A 22,506-nucleotide genomic window follows, 5' to 3' on the forward strand; every position below is an offset into this window, starting at 1 on the left:
AGCGTTAAAACTTTATCTGACTGACCAGGGGACGGCACTTTTTAGATGTAGAAGACCGGATAGACGCGTCAGCATCACATTCGGCAATCATCATTTTAAGCGCGCAGTAATTGTCGCCACGCGTTCACCATATTTCACGGCTGTATCCAGATCGCCCGTAGGGATTTGCTCTGCACCCGCATCGGCTGGAGATTGCACCAGCAAACCGACCGAACCGCCCAGATTGTTTACATCTTCCCTGGTTGACGCAAGCACATTGGCAGGAGCCTGACCTAAACTCACCCACAGACCGCCATGCTGTGAAGCCAGCGTTTGCAGATAGATCAGCGTAACTTGTTTATCGCCATTCAGGCTGGCGCTGTTGGTGAAACCCCCGAAGACTTTATCCTGCCATTTACGTGTAAACCACGCTTTGGAACTGGCATCAGCAAATTTCTTGAATTGCCATGGCGCACCGCCCATATAGGTGGGAGCACCGAAGATAATGGCATCGGCTGCGTCCAGTTTTTCCCACTCCTGCTCAGTGATATTTCCTTCGTTATCAATCGAAATTAAATCTGCATGGGCGCCTTGTGCCACTTTTTCAGCAACCAGTTTAGTGTGACCATATCCTGAATAATAAACCACAGCTATGTTTTGCATATAAATATCCTTTTTACTAATGAATGATTTTTTGAGGCAGGTTTTAAAGATGTGGAGTATTATGCCTTGCAGATATTATTTAAACCATCAAATGATGAACATATTTTTTGAATGAGATAAACATAATATTCGAAGAAAAATGAATCTCGTAACGTAGTAATATCTAAAATAACAGTCTGTTCAGAGATGCTATAAATCAACAACACATTAATAAAGGACTACGTATGCAAGGCATTAAAATATATACAATTCTAGCCTCTTCTCTTATATCTGGTAGTGTTTTTGCTCAAACGGAAATTTCGACTTCAAATTCGTCTACAGTTAATGCAAGTTATGTTGAACCTTCAGCGGAAAAAATAATATCGCCAAGCGATAAACTCAATAACCTTTTTGAAAGAAATATGTCTCAGCCTTATATTTTACAAAAAATTGGCGAGAGAACTTATTATGTTCAACGCTATTTTTATTCCACTACGTTTTATGTCGGAGACAAAGGGGTTTTGCTGTTTGATGCTCCGGAGGGTCGCGGTAAATATTTATTACAGGCAATTCGTGATGTGACTCCATTACCCGTAACAGCGCTGGTTTATTCTCATTACCATGTGGATCACATTGGCGATAGTCCATTTTGGAACGATGAGGCGAAGAAAGAAGGCGTGAATCTGCGTATTATTGCCAGTAAAGCCACTGCTGAAAAAATGCAATTTATGAACAGTCGCTTACCCGTCGCCACTCAGGTTTTAAGTAAAAAAGATGACCAGTTTAAATTTGAAAAGCAGACCATTGAATTACACCGATTTGTTAAAGCAGGACATACCGACGACCATTCTGTATGGTTGCTAAAACAGGAAAAAGTAGCTCACAGCCCGGATCTCCTGAATCCTGACCAACTGCCGATGATGGGCTTCGCCGTATCGGATACGTTGGTTTACCATGACAGTAATTTGCGTCAGGTTGAAATGCTTGACTGGAAATATTTTATTGGCGGGCATGGTAATATTGGTTCACACGATGATTTTAAATTTCAACGCCAGTTTCTTAATGATCTTCGGGATACGACAATTAAAGTCAGAAAAGAAGAAAGTTTTGGTAAATTTATGAATAAAACGGCAAATAATCATGCTGATTTTGCGCGAGCCCAGCGCGAAGCAATTATTAAAAAAGTAACTGAAGTATTACGTCCGAAATATGGCCATATGTATGGCTACGACGCATCTATGCCTGCTAATATCGAAATGGCAATAAGGTTGGTCGGTTCTTATTACTAAGATAAAATCAACTTGCAAGAGACTGTAATTATATTGCAAAGTGAAAATTAACCTCGGTAGCGAGATATTACCGAGGTTAATATTGGCATACATTACACCCTTATCAGGCACTTAAACGATACATCATATCTTATCTGGATTATTAGATGACGAGCCATACGCACCAGGTAATTAAGAATCCGGTAAAACCGAGAATGGTCGTTAACACTGTCCAGGTTTTCAGACCGTCTGCTACCGACAACCCCAGATATTTGGTCACAATCCAGAACCCTGAGTCATTAATATGTGACGCGCCAAGCCCACCAAAGCAGGCTGCCAGCGTCACCAATACGCACTGAATTGGATTCAATCCCATCACCGCTTCTGAGAGTAACCCGCCGGTTGTCAGGATTGCTACGGTTGCTGACCCCTGCGATGCACGCAGCGCCAGTGAAATAATAAATGCGGCTGGTAACAGAGGCAGGTCAATCATTTGTAACATGTTGGCAAGGGCTTTACCGACGCCCGATTCCACCAGCACTTTGCCAAATACCCCTCCAGCACCAGTAACCAAAATCACTACCGCCGCAGTGGGAAGGGCAGAGCCCATAATGTCGCTGGTGTGTTGTAAGCTCCAGCCGCGACGTAAAGCCAATAACCAGAATGCCAGCACCAGCGCAATCATTAGAGCTACCATTGGTGAGCCGATCAACTGTAGCGTACCAAGCAGGGGATGCGAAGGCGGCATCAGTGTTGCAGAAACCGTTCCCGCCATGATAATCGCGATAGGAATAACAATTAGCGAGGTGACTAACGCGACGCCCGGTGGATTTATTTTATCGCTTAATTTTGTCGCGCCTTCCTCACTGGCTGGAGCCAGTTGCATCTGTTCCAGTACCTCGACCGACATCGCATATTGGCGCTTATTGATTATTTTCGCTGCAAAGTAGCCAACAATCCCTACGGGAATAGAAATCGCAATACCGATGATGGTTAGCCAGCCGATGTCTGCGTGGAGTAATCCCGCTGCGGCGACAGGGCCTGGATGCGGCGGTACCGCCACGTGAACAGTGAGCATGATCCCAGCGACAGGCAGGCCAAATTTGAGTGGTGATATTTTGGCAACCTTGGCAAAACCGTAAATGATTGGCGCAAGAATAATAAAGCCGACATCAAAGAAGACGGGAATGCCGAGGAAGAACGCTGCCAGAGTCAGCGCAGCGATAGTTCGTTTGTCACCTAACTTGCGACTGAAATAATTAGCCAGTGACTCTGCACCACCAGAGTGTTCGATCATACGCCCCAGCATAGCGCCAAGACCAATAATAATAGTGACGGAACCAAGCACACCGCCCATCCCGGCGATCATCACTTTACCCACTTCGCCCGCCGGTATACCCGCCGCAAGTGCGACTAACAGGCTGACGAGGAGCAGAGCAACGAATGGTTGTACCTTTGCCTTGATGACCAGTAGCAACAGCATGATTACGCCAGCTAACGCAATGCATAACAATGTAATTGTGGACATGGGAAACCCTGTCTGAAAGTTATAGTTAACCTACCCCATCCGTAGATGGGGGGATGTATGGGTACGTTGTAATTAGGGATTGAGCGAATTAGCGCCAGGCGTCAAACCAGCCAAGCCCTTCTTTGGTGAGGCCACGAGGTTTGTATTCACAACCGATCCAGCCCTGATATCCCACTTCATCGAACAGGCGGAACAGCCACGGATAGTTGATTTCTCCATCGTCCGGTTCATGTCGATCAGGTAGTCCGGCAATTTGTACGTGCGCATATTTCCCGGCGTAGTTGCGGATTAAATGTGTCAGGTTGCCATCTACTTTTTGCGCATGGAAAGTATCTAGTTGAATAAACACGTTATCTCGCGCAACCTCTTCAACAATAGCCAGTGCCTGATACTGGCTGGAGAAGAGATAATGAGGCTTAACGCCGGGGCTGAGTGCTTCAACCAATATTCGCTTGCCGTGTGGCGCAAAGCGGTCGGCAGCGTAGCGGAGATTATCAATAAATACTGCCCGGTACCGTTCAGCATCTTCGCCAGCGGGCACGACGCCTGCCATCACATGGACTTGTTCACAATTGAGCGCCAATGCATATTCCAGTGCCAGGTCGATGTCTGCGCGTGCTTCGTGCTCACGTCCGGGAAGGGCGGATAATCCCCATTCTCCCGCATTAATATCTCCGGGAGCGGTATTGAACAGCGCCAGTGTCAGATGGTTTTGCACCAGTTGCTGCTGGATTTGCTGGGGGGAGTAGTCATAGGGAAACAGAAACTCCACAGCATCGAACCCGGCTTTTCGCGCTGCGGCGAAGCGTTCAATAAAAGGCACTTCGGTGAACATCATGGATAAATTAGCTGCAAAACGAGGCATTGCATTAACTCCTTAATTCCGCAATTTCACCTGCGGTCAGATAACGGATCGGGCGGTCACCGAGAATAAAAATCAGCTTTGCCGTTTCCTCCAGCTCTTCCATATTGTTGGCGGCTTCTTGCAGGCTTTCACCGCAAACCACTGGGCCATGATTTGCCAGTAAAAAAGCCTGATTGTCTGCTGCCAGTTCCGCCAGATCCTGTGCGATGCGTTTATCGCCCGGTCGGTAATAGGGCACCAGCGGGACGTTTCCCATCCGCATCACCACGTATGGTGTGAACGGACGAATAACGTTATTGCTGTCCAGCCCTTCCAGGCAGGAAAGCGCCGTCGACCACGTACTGTGCAAATGCACCACCGCTTTACAGAGCGGATTGTTGCGATACAGCGCCAGATGAAAGAGCACCTCTTTCGAGGGGTTGTCACCACTTAACCATTCGCCATCCGCGGTGACTTTGGAAAGCCGCTGCGGATCGAGATTGCCCAGGCATGAACCTGTCGGTGTCGCCAGTAAATTCCCGTCAGGTAAAAGCAGCGACAGATTGCCAGCCGAACCGGTTGCATATCCGCGCTGAAAGAATGAACTGGCAATCCGCGTCATCTCCTCTCGCAAAGACTGCTCTACTTTTGCGAAATCGCTCATGATAAAAACTCTCTTTGGGCTCGTGAAAAAAAGGCTTCATCACCGAAGTTGCCAGATTTAAGGGCGAGTGAGACAGGCTTATCCAGTGCGTTTACCCACGGCACGCCGGGGGAAATGGTTGGGCCAATATGAAACCCTTTTATGCCCAGGCTCTGTGTGACTACGCCGGAGGTCTCACCGCCTGCGACAATAAAGCGTGTCACGCCTTCCGCTGCTAACCGCGCCGCTAGTTGAGAAAACAGAGTTTCTACTGCCTGACTGGCTTTTTGTGCACCGTATTGCTGTTGAATTGCTGCCAATGCGTCAGTGCTGGCGGTGGCAAAAACCAGTGGAGCAAGTACACTTTCCTGGCCCAGAACCCACTCTGCCAGCTCGTGTGCATAAGCGGCCAGAGTTTCGGTTGAGAGGCAGCGTGCCACATCAACCTCACGGGCTGGTGCAATTTGACGGTAATGTGCCACCTGGCGGTTGGTCATTTGAGAGCATGAACCGGAGAGCACTACGCCGCGCCCAGCGAGCGGACGCCCTGCTTCGCGAGCCTGGTTACCGTTTTCTTGCGCCCACTGCCGGGCCAGGCCAATCGCCAGACCAGAACCGCCCGTTACCAGTGGGGCATCGCGCAAGGCTTCCCCCTGAATTTCCAGATGGTGTTCGGTCAGCGCATCAAGCACCGCGTAGCGATAGCCCTCTTGCTGTAAGCGAGCCAGCTCCTGACGAACGGCTTTCACACCTTGTTCGAAAACATGTGCTGAAACGACGCCGCAGCGCCCTGTGGATTGCGCTTCAACCAGACGGGGAAGATAGCTGTCGGTCATGGGATTTACCGGGTGATGGCGCATTCCGGATTCGGCCAGCAGTTGATTCATTACGAACAAATACCCCTGATAAACCGTACGTCCGTTGACTGGCAGGGCCGGAGAGAAGACCGTAAACGGTGTGTCGAGAGCATCCATTAATGCATCGGTAACTGGGCCGATATTCCCTTTCGCCGTACTGTCGAAAGTAGAGCAGTATTTGAAATAGATCTGTTTGCAACCTTGCTGTTGCAACCAGCTCAGAGCCGCCAGCGATTGCTGTGTGGCTTCAACCACCGGACAGGAGCGCGTTTTCAGGCTGATCACCAGTGCGTCGATTGCTTCCGGCATTTTACCTGTTGGAACACCGTTAATTTGTACCGTTGGTAGACCGTTTTCCACCAGAAAACTGGCGATATCCGTCGCGCCGGTAAAATCATCAGCGATAACGCCAATCTTGATCATGATTTCGCTCCCGGTAGGGTGATGCCAGAGAAAATCTTGATAACTGCGCTATCGTCTTCTTTCCCGTAACCCGCGTTACTGGCGCTGGTGAACATATTCAATGCTGTTGAGGCCAATGGCAGCGGGAAGTGCAGGGCTTTGGCGGTATCGGCAACCAGACCAAGATCCTTAACAAAAATATCGACGGCTGAATGCGGGGTGTAATCGCCATCCACCACATGACGCATCCGGTTTTCGAACATCCATGAATTTCCGGCGGCATTGGTCACGACGTCATACATCACATCCAGCGGGATCCCCGCACGGGCTGCAAGCGCCATCGCTTCGGCTCCGGCAGCAATATGTACGCCCGCCAACAACTGGTGGATAATTTTTACGGTCGAACCCAGTCCCGGTTCTGCTCCGATGCGATAAACTTTTCCGGCAACGGCTTCCAGCACGGGTGCCAGTCGTTCAAAGGCAATATCGCTACCGGAGGCCATGACAGTCATTTCACCGTTAGCGGCTTTTACCGCACCACCAGAAACCGGCGCATCCAGCATTTCCAGACCGAATCCAGCCAGAGCGGTAGCAATTTCTTGCGCATCAGCATTGGCGATAGTGGAAGAAACCATTACTGCCGTACCGGGTTTCAGATGTTGTGCAACGCCTTTTTCACCAAACAGCACCTGTTTAACCTGGGTCGCATTGACCACCAGCACCAGCAGAGCGTCCAGTTTTTCGGCAAACGTCGCGGCGTTATCAGAAACCCCGCAAGCACCAGCCTCTTTCAACGTAGCGCAGGCATTGCTGTTCAGGTCTGCGCCCCAGGTAGAAAGACCTGCGCGGACACATGACAGTGCTGCTCCCATTCCCATTGACCCTAAGCCAACGATACCGACATGAAACTCCGATCCCGTTTTCATCTGCTCTCCTTGTTAATTTAAGTGATATTTTGTTTGATATTGTGAATATAAGCGCGGAAAGATAACGATATGGTGAGCTGATTCACAAAAATTAACATTGTGTGTTATTTTATGTGAACTAAGCGTTAGTTGCGCCGCGCACGTTTCGCAGGCAAATAGCGTAGAATGTCAGCAGGACAAAGGAAGGAGCAAAAGTTGATACCCGTAGAGCGTCGCCAAATCATCCTTGAGATGGTAGCTGAAAAAGGCATTGTTAGTATTGCTGAACTAACGGACAGAATGAATGTGTCACATATGACCATTCGTCGGGATTTACAAAAACTGGAGCAGCAGGGAGCCGTTGTGCTGGTGTCCGGGGGCGTCCAGTCTCCGGGACGCGTGGCGCATGAACCTTCTCATCAGGTAAAAACTGCGCTGGCAATGACGCAAAAAGCGGCTATTGGCAAGCTGGCGGCAAGTCTTGTTCAGCCGGGACGTTGTATCTATCTGGATGCGGGAACGACCACGTTAGCGATTGCACAGCATCTGATTCACATGGAGCCACTCACAGTGGTTACTAACGACTTCGTTATTGCGGACTACTTGCTCGACAACAGTAATTGCACAATTATTCACACTGGCGGCGCAGTGTGTCGGGAAAACCGTTCCTGTGTTGGGGAAGCCGCTGCGACCATGCTGCGTAGCCTGATGATTGATCAGGCTTTTATTTCTGCATCGTCATGGAGTGTGCGGGGGATCTCTACGCCAGCAGAAGATAAAGTCACGGTGAAACGGGCGATTGCCAGTGCCAGCCGCCAGCGAGTTTTGGTCTGTGATGCGACGAAATATGGACAGGTGGCGACATGGCTGGCGTTACCATTAAGCGAGTTTGATCAGATCATTACTGACGACGGTCTGCCGGAGAGTGCCAGCCGCGCGCTGGCGAAGCTGGATCTCTCTTTGCTGGTAGCGAAAAATGAATAATGACCTGCAATAACGCCGGGTTACTCATGCTTCACAGAAGAAGCATGAGACTACTTTATTTTATAAAATGACAGCCGCCCGCTTTTCGGCGATCCGGTATCTATATAAATCTGGTTAGCGAACGTCTGAATGTTATCAAACATCATATGACCAAATATAAAGAAGTCGGCGCCGTTTATTTTTTGTAATTCGCTATTAAGTGATTTCTGCACACGATCAACAGGCCAGAGTAATTCGCTCTCCGCTATTTCTTTGCCAAACTGATACTCCTTCCCCGGATAATCTGCATGTGCGATGACATATTTTATGTTGTCGTTAGGGATTTCAATAATATGTGGAAGGAGATGGAATTTCAGCAACAGATCTATTGCCTCTTGTTGCTCTGAATCATTTAAATCGAAAAACCAGTCACCACCGCTGGCAAGCCACATATTTCCATCGCCAGTTTCGAATGCCTCAAGCGCCATCGCTTCGTGGTTGCCTTTGACGGAGATAAACCAGGGCTGGTTTAACAGGCGCAGCACGTTAAGACTCTCCGGCCCACGATCGATGTTATCGCCTACCGAAATAAGTAAGTCGGTTTCAGGACAAAAAGAGAGTTGATGTAAGCGGGATTGTAATAATTGATAGTCACCATGAATATCACCAACGGCCCATATATGGCGATAGTGATGGGCATTGATTTTTTGATAGCGTGTAGATGGCATGGTTTTACCCTGTAAAATAAGTTTTCCTATTATACAGGGTATTTTTATTTGATTCGTCAGTTGTCGTTAATATTCCCGATAGCAAAAGGCTATCGGGAATTATTATTACACCAGACTCTTCAAGCGATAAATCCATTCCAGCGCCTGACGCGGAGTCAGTGAATCCGGGTCGAGGTTTTCCAGTGCCTCGACCGCAGGCGAAGTTTCTTCCGGTACGGACAGCAAAGACATTTGTGTACCATCCACTTGCGTAGCAGCGGCGTTCGGCGAAATGCTTTCCAGCTCACGCAGTTTTTGCCGTGCGCGCTTAATAACCTCTTTTGGCACACCCGCCAGAGCTGCAACCGCCAGGCCGTAGCTTTTGCTCGCCGCGCCATCCTGCACGCTATGCATAAAGGCAATGGTGTCGCCGTGCTCCAGTGCATCGAGATGCACGTTGGCGACGCCTTCCATTTTCTCCGGTAACTGGGTCAGCTCGAAATAGTGGGTAGCAAACAGCGTCAACGCTTTGATCTTATTTGCCAGATTTTCCGCACACGCCCACGCCAGCGACAGACCATCGTAAGTGGACGTTCCACGCCCGATCTCATCCATCAACACCAGACTATATTCGGTGGCGTTATGTAAAATATTGGCGGTTTCGGTCATCTCCACCATAAAGGTTGAACGCCCGGAAGCCAGATCATCCGCAGCACCTACGCGGGTAAAGATACGGTCAATCGGGCCAATCTCGACTTTTTGCGCCGGTACGTAGCTGCCGATATACGCCATCAGCGCAATCAACGCGGTCTGGCGCATATAGGTACTTTTACCGCCCATGTTCGGACCGGTAATGATCAACATGCGACGCTGCGGCGACAGGTTCAGCGGGTTAGCGATAAACGGCTCATTCAGTACTTGTTCAACTACCGGATGGCGACCTTCGGTAATACGAATGCCAGGTTTATCAATGAAGGTCGGGCAGGTATAGTTCAGGGTATAGGCCCGTTCCGCCAGGTTCACCAGCACGTCGAGTTCCGCCAGCGCGCTCGCGCTCTGTTGCAACGCTTCCAGATGCGGCAACAGCAGGTCGAACAGCTCTTCATAAAGTTGTTTTTCCAGAGCCAGTGCTTTGCCTTTTGAGGTGAGAACTTTATCTTCGTACTCTTTTAGCTCTGGAATGATGTAGCGCTCGGCGTTTTTCAGCGTCTGGCGACGCATGTAGTTGATTGGTGCCAAATGGCTTTGCCCACGGCTGATTTGAATGTAGTAGCCGTGCACCGCATTAAAGCCAACTTTCAGCGTGTCCAGGCCGGTACGTTCACGCTCGCGGACTTCCAGACGCTCCAGATAATCGGTCGCGCCGTCAGCCAGCGCGCGCCACTCATCCAGCTCTTCGTTATAGCCCGATGCGATAACACCACCGTCGCGTACCAGCACCGGTGGTGTGTCGATGATTGCTCGCTCCAGCAGATCGCGCAGCTCGGCAAACTCGCCCATCTTCTCACGCAGCGCTTGTACCGGTGCACTATCGACATTTTCTAACTGCGCACGCAACTCCGGCAGTTGCTGGAAAGCGTGACGCATACGGGCCAGATCGCGTGGGCGAGCGGTACGCAACGCCAGACGCGCCAGAATACGTTCCAGGTCGCCCACCTGACGCAGTACCGGCTGCAGCTCGGCGGTGAAATCCTGCAATGCGCCAATAGTTTGCTGACGCTCAAGCAACACGCGGGTATCGCGCACTGGCATATGCAGCCAGCGTTTCAACATACGACTACCCATCGGCGTTACAGTGCAGTCGAGCACTGAAGCCAGCGTATTTTCCGCACCGCCGGCCAGGTTCTGAGTAATTTCCAGGTTACGACGCGTCGCGGCATCCATAATGATGCTGTCCTGCTGACGTTCCATAGTGATAGAACGGATATGCGGCAGGGTCGTGCGTTGGGTATCTTTCGCATACTGCAACAGACAACCGGCAGCACAAAGTCCGCGTGGTGCGTTCTCCACACCAAAACCGACCAGATCTCGGGTGCCAAATTGCAGGTTCAATTGCTGGCGAGCGGTGTCGATTTCAAACTCCCACAGCGGGCGACGACGCAGGCCGCGGCGACCTTCAATCAGCGACATCTCGGCGAAATCTTCTGCATACAGTAATTCCGCTGGATTCGTACGTTGCAGTTCTGCCGCCATCGTTTCGCGGTCCGCCGGTTCGCTCAGGCGAAAACGACCGGAACTGATATCCAGCGTTGCGTAGCCGAAACCTTTACTGTCCTGCCAGATAGCCGCCAGCAGGTTGTCCTGACGTTCCTGCAACAGCGCTTCATCGCTGATGGTGCCCGGCGTAACGATACGGACAACTTTGCGCTCGACCGGCCCTTTGCTGGTCGCCGGATCGCCAATCTGTTCACAAATAGCGACGGATTCGCCCTGATTCACCAGTTTGGCGAGGTAGTTTTCCACCGCATGGTAGGGAATCCCCGCCATCGGGATTGGCTCTCCCGCTGAAGCACCGCGTTTGGTCAGTGAAATATCCAGCAGTTGCGACGCCCGTTTTGCGTCGTCATAAAACAGTTCATAAAAGTCGCCCATCCGGTAAAACAGCAGGATCTCGGGATGCTGGGCTTTCAGCTTGAGATACTGCTGCATCATGGGCGTATGGGCGTCGAAATTTTCTATTGTACTCATGGGGTTAAGTCCGGCTCCCTGATGTTAAATGTAGTGTGATGGTTTTTATTTTCGTTGTAATCACATAAGGCGCACATGATACCGGAGTTAATCATTTCAGGGGAAGACGCGAAAGGTGAGTTCTTGATGTCGGTTCCGCGAAAAATGCTGCTTTGCAGCTTTTGCGTGATGACGATGAAACAAGATCGCCAAATTCGTCGGTTGAAGAAACCTCCTCCTTCAGAGCCATAGTCCCCTTTAAAATTAAGTTGTAATATAAATGCACCTTAAGAGTATGGAGGCAGCATGTCCGGCAAGCGTATCTCTCGTGAAAAACTGACGATTAAAAAAATGATCGATCTTTATCAAGCGAAATGCCCGCAGGCGTCAGCAGAGCCGGAGCATTACGAGGCGTTGTTTGCTTACGCGCAAAAGCGGCTGGATAAATGTGTGTTCGGCGAAGAGAAACCAGCCTGTAAGCAGTGTCCGGTGCACTGTTACCAGCCTGCAAAGCGTGAAGAGATGAAACAGATTATGCGTTGGGCCGGGCCGAGAATGCTGTGGCGTCATCCGATCTTAACCGTGCGTCATCTCATCGATGACAAGCGTCCGGTGCCGGAGTTGCCAGAAAAATATCGTCCAAAGAAATAAATCTGCCGGAGAGCCATACTCTCCGGCAAATACGGCGCTTACGCTTTGGTGGCAATCAGGATGGCTGATGCTTTGATCAATGCAATAACGCGCGAGCCAGTGGTGAGTTTCATTTCATCCTGACTTTCATTTGTTACCACTGCCACAATTTCAAAACCCGCATCCGTTTTGATATGGACAGTGGCGTTCACTGCGCCTTCGGTGATTGTCGACACGCTGCCAGCAAACTGGTTGCGAGCAGAGAATTTCAGTCCACAGTCTTCCGTTGCCAGCGTTACCCACGGGGCTTTAATCAGGGCAATCGCTTCTTTCCCTTTCGCCAGACCCAGCGCTTGCTGGCTGCTGTGAGTCACAATTGCCACCAGCTTTGCACCACCTGCCAGCGTCAGTTCTACTTCGTCATTCACCGCGCCCATTGCTACTGCGCTAACTGTTCCGGTTAATTGATTTCTTGCTGAAACTGCCATACTGCCTCCTTTCATTGAATGTTGATCGAGTATAACCACATCTGTTAAATCAATGCCGATTTATCAATTCCCAGTCGCTTCATTCGTGACAGCAGAGTCGTGCGTTTCAGCCCCAGACGTTGCGCAGCGCCTTTAGGCCCGGCAACCACGCCGTTTGTTTCTTTCAGCACGCGAACAATCAACTGATATTCATCTTCGCCCTCCTGGGCGACAACCGTTGCGGCAGGCGGCGTTTCAGGTTCTGGTAAAGCAATATCTGGCAATGACAGCTGCAGCACGTTGCCGCGTGTTAGCAATACCGCGCGCTCGATGACGTTTTCCAGCTCACGCACGTTGCCCGGCCATTCCATGTTGCTCAGGATGCGCAGCGTCTCGGCAGGAATGCTGTCGATATTGCGCCCCAGACGACGGGCAATTTTGAAGGTAAAGGCTTTCGCCAGCAGCGGAATATCTTCCGGACGCTCGCGTAGTGGCGGCAGGTGGATCGGGAATACGTTCAGGCGGTAATAGAGATCGCTACGGAACTCTCGGTCGGCGACCATTTTTTTCAGATCGCGGTTAGTCGCGGCAATTAAACGTACGTCCGTCTGAATGATTTTGTTGCTGCCGAGACGTTCAAACTCCTGTTCCTGTAATACACGCAGCAACTTCGGCTGTAACTCCAGCGGCATATCGCCCACTTCATCGAGGAATAGTGAGCTTTTATCCGCCAGTTCAAAACGACCAATGCGCTGAGCGCTGGCACCGGTAAAAGCCCCGCGCTCATGACCAAATAGATCGCTTTCCAGCAATCCGGCAGGCATCGCCGCGCAGTTCATTTTGACCATGCGGCGATTATTACGCCCACTGAGATTATGGATCGCGCGGGCAATCAGCTCTTTACCTGTACCAGTTTCACCGAGGATCAGAACGGTACTGTCACTTTGCGCCACCATTTCAACTTGTTTAAGTACGCTGTACATGGCTTCGCTGCGGCCAATAATCTCGCCAAATTCACTATCAACATTGTTGAGCTGCTCGGTCAGGGCGAGGTTTTCATCAACCAGCCGTTCTTTCAGACGATGAATTTCCTGATAGGCGAGGGCGTTATCGACAGCGATTGCCACACGTTCGGCAATCTGGCGCAGTAAATTCAGATTGGTAGTGGTAAAGACTTTCTCTTCGCATTGCGCCAGTTTCAGTACGCCCAGCATGGTGTCGCCAGACATCAGCGGTAACAGGCACAAGGTTTGAATCTGATTGCCCCAGGTGTTGAACAACATGCGTTCATAGGGGGCTAAATCGTCCCGCTCGTGGAGATTAATCAACAGCATCTCTTTACTTTTGAAGACGCGTTCGGTGAGGGTTCCGGCTTCATCGACTTCGCTCTGTTCGTGAGCGGGATGCTGTTTATCAAGATAGTGAGTGGAGTAGATGTTGAGTTTGTTCTTACGGTGGCTGCGTAAGACGATGCTGATATCGTCAATGTCGAAGTAGTAGTGGATTTCTTTGGCGACTTCGCTGACCAGTTCGTCCATATCCAGGCGGGAAAGCACCGCGTTAGTGATGGCGACCAGGATGCGGAAGTTATCGCGTTCCCGGCATAACAACTCATAGTCGACATTGTTAACGACGCGGCTCTGGATTTGTTCGGTGACGACAGAAACGATCTGCGTAAATGTTTGCAGACGATTGAACTCTTTTTCGCTCCAGGGGCGATCGTCATAACGAATAAATTCACAGCCACCAAAAATATGCCCTTCCGCCGCCAGTGGCATCAGGCAATAGTGACCAAATTTGGGGTATAGCCCACCTGTGGCCAGCTGCGGCCAGGTTTCACAAAATTCTTCGTAACTGCAATGCAGCGTATCAGGGCGCGACAAAATGCTGCGTACCGGACCGTGTGCCAGAACAGTTTCGTCTTCATATTTAATGGGGGTGTCTTTTTCACGCGATGCGTAATAAGACGCACGTTGAGTCTGCGCTTGCCACAACACAATCGCCGCGTTGTCGGCGAGCGCAGAACGCTTTACCAGTTGCGAAAGAGCCTCACACAGCGAGGCCAGATCGGGCTGCTGCAATAGTGTCCGAGTGATGTCGAACAACCCTTGCTGTCCGAGATCACTCATCGGTGTATATGACATTTTGTTCTTCCAGGAAAGCACCGCAAAGCGGTGCAAAAGGTCATTGACTAACTATAGGAGATTTAGAATTTTATTAGCATATACGCGGAAGCGGTTCGGCGTGCGGTAGATCGAGGGTTCGTTTCACGCCATACAGACCGGCAAGACGAACACCTTTACGTTCTACTACTTCGCCAATCAGCGCCGCATCTTTTCCCAATGGATGGGAATGTAACGCCGCCAGCACTTGCTCTGCTGCGTTGCGTTCAACGGCGATCACCAGTTTGCCTTCGTTGGCAAAGTTAAGGGCGTCCAGTCCCAGCAGTTCGCAAACGCCGCGCACAGCAGGTTTAACCGGCAGTGCCGCTTCTGAAAGTTCAATACCACAACCGCAGGCTGCCGCGAACTCATGAACCACCGCGTTTACACCACCACGGGTGGCATCACGCAGCGCTTTCACGCCGGGAATGTCACGCAGCGTCTGAATAAGCGGCGCCAGCACCGCGCAGTCGCTGACCAGTTCTCCATCCAGCCCTAGTTGCTCACGCAGGTTAAGGATAGTCGCCCCATGGTCGCCGAGTGTACCGCTAACCAGCAATACATCGCCTGCGGTTAGCGTCTGTGCGCCCCAGTGAATATTCGCCGGAATTGCGCCCATGCCAGCGGTGTTGATAAACAGTTTATCTGCCGCGCCGCGCTGTACCACTTTGGTGTCGCCAGTAACGATGGCAATGCCTGCCGCACGGGCGGTTTCTGCCATGCTGGTCACTACGGCTTTCAGTGTCTCCATCGGCAATCCTTCTTCGAGGATAAAGCCACAGGAGAGATAGCGCGGAATTGCGCCACTGACCGCAACGTCATTGGCGGTGCCGCAAATCGCCAGCTTGCCGATATTACCGCCAGGAAAGAACAGCGGGTCAATGACGTAACTGTCGGTGGAGAACGCCAGACGGTCGCCTTCCGCTACCAGCTGTGCCAAATCAAGACGGGCCTGATCTTCCTGCTCTGCCAGCCACGGGTTGGCAAAGGCTTCCATAAACAGGCTGTTGATTAATTGCTGCATCGCCTGGCCGCCGCTGCCGTGGGCGAGTTGGATATTATTCACGCTTCACTCTCCTGCTGACGATACTGATACCACGCGGCGCACGCTCCTTCGGAGGAAACCATCAGCGCACCAAACGCGGTTTGAGGATTACAGGTGTTACCAAACAGCGGGCATTGATGCGGCTTACATTTGCCCGTCAAGACTTCGCCACAACGCGCACGCGGGTCATCGCAGACCTGCTGCGGTGCCGGGCGGAAATGTGCTTCGGCATCGAATCGTTGATAATCCGGCGTCAGGTGCACGCCAGAAGATTCAATCACGCCTAAGCCGCGCCATTCACTGTCGCCGTTGACACAGAACACATCAGCAATGGCCTGTTGCGCCAGCAGGTTACCGGCATCCGGTACCACCCGACGATACTGATTCTCTACCTTGCTGTGGGCCGCTATTTTCTGCTCCACCAGCATCACCACGCCTTGAAGTAGATCAAGGGGTTCGAAACCAGCGACCACTAGCGGACGATGAAAATCGCTGGCGATAAAATTATAGGCATCAGTGCCGATAACCATACTGACGTGGCCCGGCGCGAGGAACGCGTCGATACCGTTATCTGGCTGTTCCAGCAAACTGCGCAGTGTCGGGATAAGCGTAATGTGCTGGCAGAAGAAGTAAAAATTCTGCACATCGCGGGCTTTCGCCTGTTGCAGAGTGATGGCGGTGGTCGGCATGGTGGTTTCAAAACCTAAGCCGAAGAATACCACTTTACGGGTTGGATTCTCCTGCGCCAGTTTCAACGCATCCATTGGCGAGTAAACGATGCGCACATCGGCACCGCGTGCTTTTGCCTGCAACAGCGACCCCTGTTTCCCTGGTACGCGCATGGCATCGCCAAAGGTACAGAAGATGACTTCCGGATGGCTGGCAATCTCCACGCAGGTGTCGATTCTACCCATTGGCAGTACGCACACCGGGCAACCCGGACCGTGGATAAACTCAACGTTTTCCGGTAGCAACTGGTCGAGGCCGAATTTAAAAATGGCGTGGGTATGACCGCCACACACTTCCATAATCCGCAGAGGGCGTTCGGCGGTGTAAGAGAGATGTGAAGCACGTTCGCGCAGATGCTCAATTAACTGCATTACCTGTTCCGGCGCGCGATATTCATCAACAAAACGCATTATTTTTCCTCGCCATACAACAGCGCGCCGACATCTGGCTCAACGTCAAACATGTTTTGTAAGGCGTCGAGAGTGTCGCGTGCTTCGGCTTCATTAATTACGCTCATGGCAAAGCCAACGTGAACCAGTACCCACTGGCCCACGCGTGGCTGACCGTTTTCATCGCAGCTGCCGACTAACGTTAAATCGACATCGCGTTGAATGCCGCAGACGTCGACTTTCGCCTGGTTGCCGTCAATGGTGCGGATCTGGCCGGGAACGCCTATGCACATCGCTGTGTCTCCAGCCAGTTCAGCCACTGGTCCATCCCTTCGCCGCTGGTGGCGGAAATAAGGATGATTTCAATTTCTGGATTGACTTCACGGGCGCAGGCGATGCACTTCTCAACGTCAAAGTTGAGATACGGCAGCAAGTCAACTTTGTTGAGCAGCATCAGCGAGGCGGCGGCAAACATGTGCGGATATTTCAGCGGTTTGTCTTCACCTTCGGTAACGGAAAGCACCGCCACTTTGTGTTTTTCACCGAGATCGAAGCTGGCCGGGCAAACGAGGTTACCGACGTTTTCGATAAACAGAATACCGTTATCGTCCAGTGGCAGGCGCGGCGCGGCGTCGGCAATCATCTGTGCGTCAAGATGGCAGCCTTTACCGGTGTTCACCTGAATCGCTGGGGTGCCGGTAGCGCGAATGCGTGCGGCATCGTTCACGGTTTGCTGGTCACCTTCAATAACCGCGCACGGAACGCTGTCTTTCAGGCGCATTAAAGTTTCCGTCAGCAGGGTGGTTTTACCGGAACCAGGGCTGGAAACCAGGTTGAGCACCAGTTGCTTGCGGGCAGCAAAGCGCGCGCGGTTGCGTTCAGCCAGACGGTTATTTTTGTCCAGCACGTCAATTTCGACTTCCAGCATCCGACGCTGGCTCATGCCCGGCGCGTGAGTGCCCGCTTCGCCATGACCGTAATGCAGATCGCCTTCTTCAGTCTGGCTGGGGGTAAATTCAGGCGCTTTAATGCCGGTGATTTTCATCTTCGGGCGTGCCGCCGGGGCAAATGGCGCGCTACGAAACGCGGAATGAGGGTTATGTTCATCACCCTCGATATAGAGGTTGCCTTCACCGCAACCGCATGTTGTACACATCGCTCACTCCTGGTCTATTTCTATCCGCCGAATCTGTAAACCGTCGTCTGCCACAATCTGTAGCATGTCACCATGACACTGTGGACAGCGGCGGACGCGCTGGGTCAGTAGCGTCACATACTGTTGGCATGTTTCACACCAGCATTCGGCCTCTTGTTCTTCGAGGTGCAGTTTACAACCTTCCGCCACGCTGCCGCGGCAAACCAGATCAAAACAAAAGGCAAGAGAGCTGGTTTCGACACAAGAAAATGCGCCAATTTTGAGCCAGACCCCAGTTACGCGTTTTGCGCCGTGTTTTGCGGCCTGCTGTTCGATCAATTCCAGTGCCCGTTGGCAGAGGGTTATTTCGTGCATATCGCCTCCCATTAACTATTGCCAGCTACAAGCAATAATTGTGCCAGTGTTGATTATCCCTGCGGTGAATAATGTCGATGATGTCGAAATGACACGTCGACACGGCGACGAAATTCATCTTTAGCTTAGAAATCGCTTTAATAACAATGAATTAAAAGTTGGCACAGAAAATGCTTAAAGCTGGCATCTCTGTTAAACGGGTAACCTGACAATGACTATTTGGGAAATAAGCGAGAAAGCCGATTACATCGCACAGCGGCATCGTCGCCTACAGGACCAGTGGCACATCTACTGCAATTCGCTGGTTCAGGGGATCACGTTATCGAAAGCGCGCCTGCATCACGCCATGAGCTGCGCGCCGGACAAAGAACTCTGTTTCGTCCTTTTTGAACATTTTCGCATTTACGTCACCCTGGCGGATGGCTTTAACAGCCACACCATCGAGTATTACGTCGAAACAAAAGATGGCGAAGACAAACAGCGGATTGCGCAGGCGCAGTTGAGCATTGACGGCATGATTGATGGCAAGGTCAACATCCGCGATCGCGAACAAGTTCTGGAACACTATCTCGAAAAAATCGCTGGCGTTTACGACAGCTTATATACCGCCATTGAAAACAATGTGCCGGTGAATTTAAGCCAACTGGTAAAGGGACAAAGCCCGGTAGCATGAGCTGAGGCTTTGCCCGTTTTGCAGGCGTTACGCCTGTTTGGGGATGGGCGTGTCGATGAGTGTCGAAAATGACATTTCATCGGCATGTTTTCGTCAAAAATGACAATCACCTGAGGAATGCCTGGTGAATCGTTTTGTAATTGCTGACTCCACGCTCTGTATCGGCTGCCACACTTGTGAGGCTGCCTGTTCAGAGACGCATCGCCAGCACGGCCTGCAATCAATGCCGCGCCTGCGAGTGATGCTCAATGAAAAAGAATCTGCGCCGCAGCTCTGTCACCACTGTGAAGATGCACCCTGCGCAACGGTCTGCCCGGTTAACGCCATCACTCGTGTTGATGGTGCCGTACAGCTGAATGAAAGCTTGTGCGTAAGCTGCAAACTGTGTGGCATCGCCTGCCCGTTTGGCGCAATTGAATTTTCCGGCAGCCGTCCGCTGGATATTCCGGCAAACACCAATACCCCGAAAGCGCCACCGGCACCGCCTGCTCCGGCGCGTGTCAGCACATTGCTTGACTGGGTGCCAGGTATTCGCGCGATCGCCGTCAAATGTGACCTTTGTAGCTTTGATGAACAAGGTCCGGCCTGCGTGCGGATGTGCCCGACTAAAGCCCTGCATCTGGTGGATAACACCGATATCGCCCGCGTCAGCAAACGTAAGCGTGAGCTGACTTTTAACACGGACTTTGGCGATCTCACCTTGTTTCAGCAGGCTCAAAGTGGAGAGGCTAAATGAGCGCAATTTCCCTGATCAATAGCGGCGTGGCGTGGTTTGTCGCCGCCGCTGTTCTGGCATTTCTCTTTTCTTTTCAAAAAGCGCTAAGTGGCTGGATAGCCGGAATTGGCGGCGCGGTGGGTAGCCTGTATACGGCAGCCGCGGGCTTCACTGTGCTGACTGGCGCGGTTGGCGTGAGCGGTGCGCTGTCGTTGGTAAGCTACGATGTGCAAATCTCTCCGCTTAACGCGATTTGGCTGATTACGCTCGGTCTGTGCGGTCTGTTTGTCAGCCTCTACAACATTGACTGGCATCGCCACGCGCAGGTGAAGTGCAACGGCTTGCAGATCAATATGTTGATGGCTGCCGCCGTCTGTGCCGTCATCGCCAGCAACCTCGGCATGTTCGTGGTAATGGCCGAAATCATGGCCCTGTGTGCGGTGTTCCTCACCAGCAACAGCAAAGAGGGCAAACTGTGGTTTGCGCTGGGGCGTCTTGGCACTCTGCTGCTGGCGATTGCCTGCTGGCTGCTGTGGCAGCGTTACGGCACGCTGGATCTGCGCCTGCTGGATATGCGTATGCAACAGCTGCCGCTCGGTTCCGATATCTGGCTGCTCGGTGTGATTGGCTTTGGCCTGCTGGCCGGGATTATTCCGCTGCACGGCTGGGTGCCACAGGCACATGCCAACGCCTCTGCGCCAGCTGCCGCGCTGTTTTCCACGGTAGTCATGAAAATTGGCCTGCTGGGCATTTTAACTCTGTCACTACTGGGCGGTAATGCACCGCTGTGGTGGGGGATCGCACTGCTGGTACTCGGCATGATCACCGCATTCGTCGGCGGTCTGTATGCGTTGATGGAACATAATATCCAACGTCTGCTGGCTTACCACACCCTGGAAAATATCGGCATCATCCTGCTGGGGCTGGGCGCTGGCGTAACGGGTATCGCGCTCGAACAACCGGCGCTGATTGCCCTTGGTCTGGTTGGTGGTCTGTACCATCTGCTTAACCATAGCCTGTTCAAGAGCGTACTGTTCCTTGGTGCGGGGAGCGTCTGGTTCCGTACCGGTCATCGCGATATCGAAAAACTCGGTGGTATTGGCAAGAAAATGCCGGTTATCTCCATCGCCATGTTAGTCGGGCTGATGGCAATGGCTGCGCTGCCGCCGCTGAACGGTTTTGCCGGGGAATGGGTTATCTATCAATCCTTCTTCAAACTGAGCAATAGTGGCGCGTTTGTTGCCCGTCTTCTCGGGCCGCTGCTCGCCGTGGGGCTGGCAATTACCGGTGCGCTGGCGGTGATGTGTATGGCGAAAGTTTATGGCGTTACTTTCCTCGGCGCGCCGCGTACCAAAGAAGCCGAAAACGCCACCTGTTCGCCGCTCCTGATGAGCGTAAGCGTAGTGGCACTGGCGATTTGCTGCGTAATTGGCGGTGTTGCTGCGCCGTGGCTACTGCCGATGCTCTCTGCTGCTGTACCTCTGCCGCTGGAGCCTGCTAACACCACCGTTTCTCAACCAATGATCACGTTGTTGTTGATTGCCTGCCCGCTGCTGCCATTCATCATTATGGCGATTTGCAAAGGCGATCGTTTGCCGTCGCGTTCCCGCGGCGCGGCCTGGGTGTGCGGCTACGATCATGAAAAATCAATGGTGATTACCGCTCACGGTTTTGCCATGCCGGTGAAACAGGCGTTTGCGCCGGTGCTGAAACTACGCAAATGGCTGAATCCGGTGTCTCTGGTGCCGGGCTGGCAGTGCGAGGGGAGTGCGTTGCTGTTCCGCCGGATGGCGCTGGTTGAACTGGCGGTGCTGGTGGTGATTATTGTTTCACGAGGAGCCTGAGAATGAGTGTTTTATATCCGTTAATTCAGGCGCTGGTGCTATTTGCCGTTGCGCCGCTGCTCTCCGGTATTACCCGCGTAGCACGCGCCCGTCTGCATAACCGTCGTGGGCCGGGTGTGTTGCAGGAGTATCGCGACATTATCAAACTGCTGGGCCGCCAGAGCGTTGGCCCGGATGCCTCCGGCTGGGTGTTCCGCCTGACGCCGTATGTGATGGTGGGCGTCATGCTGACTATCGCCACTGCGCTGCCGGTGGTGACCGTCGGTTCTCCGCTGCCGCAACTGGGCGATTTGATCACCTTACTGTATCTCTTCGCCATCGCGCGTTTCTTCTTTGCCATTTCTGGTCTGGATACCGGTAGCCCGTTTACCGCTATCGGCGCGAGCCGTGAAGCGATGCTTGGCGTGTTGGTTGAACCGATGCTGCTGCTTGGTCTGTGGGTCGCCGCACAGGTTGCCGGTTCCACCAACATCAGCAACATCACCGACACCGTTTATCACTGGCCACTGAGCCAGAGCATCCCGCTGGTGCTGGCGCTTTGTGCCTGTGCATTCGCCACCTTTATCGAAATGGGCAAACTGCCGTTCGACCTGGCGGAAGCCGAGCAGGAGTTGCAGGAAGGTCCGCTCTCTGAGTATAGCGGCAGCGGCTTTGGCGTCATGAAATGGGGTATCAGCCTGAAACAGCTGGTGGTGTTGCAGATGTTCGTCGGGGTGTTTATTCCGTGGGGACAAATGGAAACCTTCACCGTCGGTGGGCTGCTGCTGGCGCTGGTGATTGCCATCGTCAAACTGGTGGTTGGCGTCCTGGTTATCGCGCTGTTCGAAAACAGCATGGCCCGTCTGCGTCTTGATATTACTCCGCGCATTACCTGGGCCGGGTTTGGCTTTGCATTTTTAGCGTTCGTCTCCTTGCTGGCGGCGTGATTAAAGAGAGT

Annotated in this window: 22 protein-coding genes; 7 read left to right on the top strand and 15 right to left on the bottom strand. The window is 52.1% G+C overall.

The genetic code is table 11. The features are described 5' to 3' along the window. Positions 1-90 precede the first annotated feature (90 nt). Positions 91-642, bottom strand: a complete 552-nt coding sequence (locus ACJHX4_RS21120; protein WP_001179444.1) for a flavodoxin family protein — start codon at positions 640-642, stop codon at positions 91-93. A gap of 224 nt (positions 643-866) precedes the next feature. On the opposite strand from ACJHX4_RS21120, the gene ACJHX4_RS21125 reads away from it, so the two are divergent. Next, a complete protein-coding gene (locus tag ACJHX4_RS21125; RefSeq protein ID WP_001161583.1) occupies positions 867-1,910 on the top strand; it encodes an MBL fold metallo-hydrolase in 1,044 nt (347 codons plus the stop codon). A 142-nt stretch (positions 1,911-2,052) separates the two neighbouring features. On the opposite strand, the gene ACJHX4_RS21130 is transcribed toward ACJHX4_RS21125, so the two are convergent. The 5 genes from ACJHX4_RS21130 to ltnD all read right to left on the bottom strand — a co-directional run bounded on the left by ACJHX4_RS21130 (position 2,053) and on the right by ltnD (position 7,089). Next, positions 2,053-3,417 (bottom strand): GntP family transporter, encoded by a 1,365-nt coding sequence (locus ACJHX4_RS21130; protein WP_000104433.1) that lies wholly within the window; start codon positions 3,415-3,417, stop codon positions 2,053-2,055. Positions 3,418-3,505: 88 nt separating this feature from the next. Next, positions 3,506-4,282: an HPr family phosphocarrier protein gene (locus ACJHX4_RS21135; RefSeq protein ID WP_001136914.1), complete on the bottom strand. Its 777-nt coding sequence runs from the start codon at positions 4,280-4,282 to the stop codon at positions 3,506-3,508. 4 nt (positions 4,283-4,286) lie between these two features. Continuing rightward, on the bottom strand, positions 4,287-4,925 hold the full coding sequence (locus tag ACJHX4_RS21140) for an aldolase (RefSeq protein WP_001279004.1): 639 nt from the start codon (positions 4,923-4,925) through the stop codon (positions 4,287-4,289). Then, complete coding sequence (gene otnK / locus ACJHX4_RS21145; protein ID WP_000590411.1) at positions 4,922-6,184, bottom strand: 3-oxo-tetronate kinase; 1,263 nt, start codon at positions 6,182-6,184, stop codon at positions 4,922-4,924. The genes ACJHX4_RS21140 and otnK overlap by 4 nt, the downstream gene beginning before the upstream one ends. After that, positions 6,181-7,089, bottom strand: a complete 909-nt coding sequence (ltnD, locus tag ACJHX4_RS21150; protein ID WP_000847996.1) for an L-threonate dehydrogenase — start codon at positions 7,087-7,089, stop codon at positions 6,181-6,183. Before ltnD ends, otnK begins: the two co-directional genes overlap by 4 nt. A 195-nt stretch (positions 7,090-7,284) precedes the next feature. Here ltnD and ygbI point away from each other — a divergent pair, with 195 nt between their 5' ends. Then, entirely contained in the window at positions 7,285-8,052 is a 768-nt protein-coding gene (gene ygbI / locus ACJHX4_RS21155) for a DNA-binding transcriptional repressor YgbI (protein ID WP_001296319.1), read from the top strand. A 50-nt stretch (positions 8,053-8,102) separates the two neighbouring features. On the opposite strand, the gene pphB is transcribed toward ygbI, so the two are convergent. Together pphB and mutS are read right to left on the bottom strand one after the other, a co-directional pair. Then, complete coding sequence (pphB, locus tag ACJHX4_RS21160) at positions 8,103-8,759, bottom strand: protein-serine/threonine phosphatase (protein WP_001531910.1); 657 nt, start codon at positions 8,757-8,759, stop codon at positions 8,103-8,105. Positions 8,760-8,864: 105 nt separating this feature from the next. Next, on the bottom strand, positions 8,865-11,426 hold the full coding sequence (gene mutS / locus ACJHX4_RS21165; protein ID WP_000103863.1) for a DNA mismatch repair protein MutS: 2,562 nt from the start codon (positions 11,424-11,426) through the stop codon (positions 8,865-8,867). A gap of 285 nt (positions 11,427-11,711) precedes the next feature. Here mutS and ACJHX4_RS21170 point away from each other — a divergent pair, with 285 nt between their 5' ends. Beyond that, positions 11,712-12,056: a nitrous oxide-stimulated promoter family protein gene (locus tag ACJHX4_RS21170; protein WP_000015482.1), complete on the top strand. Its 345-nt coding sequence runs from the start codon at positions 11,712-11,714 to the stop codon at positions 12,054-12,056. A 38-nt stretch (positions 12,057-12,094) separates the two neighbouring features. On the opposite strand, the gene ACJHX4_RS21175 is transcribed toward ACJHX4_RS21170, so the two are convergent. The 7 genes from ACJHX4_RS21175 to hypA all read right to left on the bottom strand — a co-directional run bounded on the left by ACJHX4_RS21175 (position 12,095) and on the right by hypA (position 18,337). Further along, positions 12,095-12,523 (bottom strand): molybdopterin-binding protein, encoded by a 429-nt coding sequence (locus ACJHX4_RS21175; RefSeq protein ID WP_000301062.1) that lies wholly within the window; start codon positions 12,521-12,523, stop codon positions 12,095-12,097. Positions 12,524-12,567: 44 nt separating this feature from the next. Next, positions 12,568-14,646: a formate hydrogenlyase transcriptional activator FlhA gene (gene flhA / locus ACJHX4_RS21180; protein ID WP_000122674.1), complete on the bottom strand. Its 2,079-nt coding sequence runs from the start codon at positions 14,644-14,646 to the stop codon at positions 12,568-12,570. A 73-nt stretch (positions 14,647-14,719) separates the two neighbouring features. After that, entirely contained in the window at positions 14,720-15,730 is a 1,011-nt protein-coding gene (gene hypE, locus ACJHX4_RS21185) for a hydrogenase maturation carbamoyl dehydratase HypE (RefSeq protein WP_001059911.1), read from the bottom strand. Next, positions 15,727-16,848 (bottom strand): hydrogenase formation protein HypD, encoded by a 1,122-nt coding sequence (hypD, locus tag ACJHX4_RS21190; protein ID WP_001212982.1) that lies wholly within the window; start codon positions 16,846-16,848, stop codon positions 15,727-15,729. The genes hypE and hypD overlap by 4 nt, the downstream gene beginning before the upstream one ends. Beyond that, positions 16,848-17,120, bottom strand: a complete 273-nt coding sequence (hypC, locus tag ACJHX4_RS21195) for a hydrogenase 3 maturation protein HypC (RefSeq protein WP_000334881.1) — start codon at positions 17,118-17,120, stop codon at positions 16,848-16,850. Before hypC ends, hypD begins: the two co-directional genes overlap by 1 nt. After that, positions 17,111-17,983 (bottom strand): hydrogenase nickel incorporation protein HypB, encoded by an 873-nt coding sequence (gene hypB, locus ACJHX4_RS21200; RefSeq protein WP_000337665.1) that lies wholly within the window; start codon positions 17,981-17,983, stop codon positions 17,111-17,113. The genes hypC and hypB overlap by 10 nt, the downstream gene beginning before the upstream one ends. A gap of 3 nt (positions 17,984-17,986) precedes the next feature. After that, positions 17,987-18,337 carry a hydrogenase maturation nickel metallochaperone HypA gene (gene hypA, locus ACJHX4_RS21205; protein ID WP_001299100.1) on the bottom strand — a complete coding sequence of 117 codons (351 nt, stop codon included), beginning with the start codon at positions 18,335-18,337 and terminating at the stop codon, positions 17,987-17,989. Between the two features lie 211 nt (positions 18,338-18,548). Here hypA and hycA point away from each other — a divergent pair, with 211 nt between their 5' ends. The 4 genes from hycA to hycD all read left to right on the top strand — a co-directional run bounded on the left by hycA (position 18,549) and on the right by hycD (position 22,495). Next, entirely contained in the window at positions 18,549-19,010 is a 462-nt protein-coding gene (gene hycA / locus ACJHX4_RS21210; RefSeq protein WP_000158058.1) for a formate hydrogenlyase regulator HycA, read from the top strand. A 124-nt stretch (positions 19,011-19,134) separates the two neighbouring features. After that, entirely contained in the window at positions 19,135-19,746 is a 612-nt protein-coding gene (hycB, locus tag ACJHX4_RS21215; RefSeq protein ID WP_001079175.1) for a formate hydrogenlyase subunit HycB, read from the top strand. Further along, positions 19,743-21,569 carry a formate hydrogenlyase subunit 3 gene (hycC, locus tag ACJHX4_RS21220; protein WP_001274391.1) on the top strand — a complete coding sequence of 609 codons (1,827 nt, stop codon included), beginning with the start codon at positions 19,743-19,745 and terminating at the stop codon, positions 21,567-21,569. Before hycB ends, hycC begins: the two co-directional genes overlap by 4 nt. Positions 21,570-21,571: 2 nt before the next feature. After that, positions 21,572-22,495: a formate hydrogenlyase subunit HycD gene (gene hycD / locus ACJHX4_RS21225; RefSeq protein ID WP_000115226.1), complete on the top strand. Its 924-nt coding sequence runs from the start codon at positions 21,572-21,574 to the stop codon at positions 22,493-22,495. Positions 22,496-22,506: the final 11 nt, after the last annotated feature.

Source organism: Escherichia sp. WS2035 (genome assembly GCF_046487065.1).
Taxonomy (GTDB): domain Bacteria; phylum Pseudomonadota; class Gammaproteobacteria; order Enterobacterales; family Enterobacteriaceae; genus Escherichia; species Escherichia coli.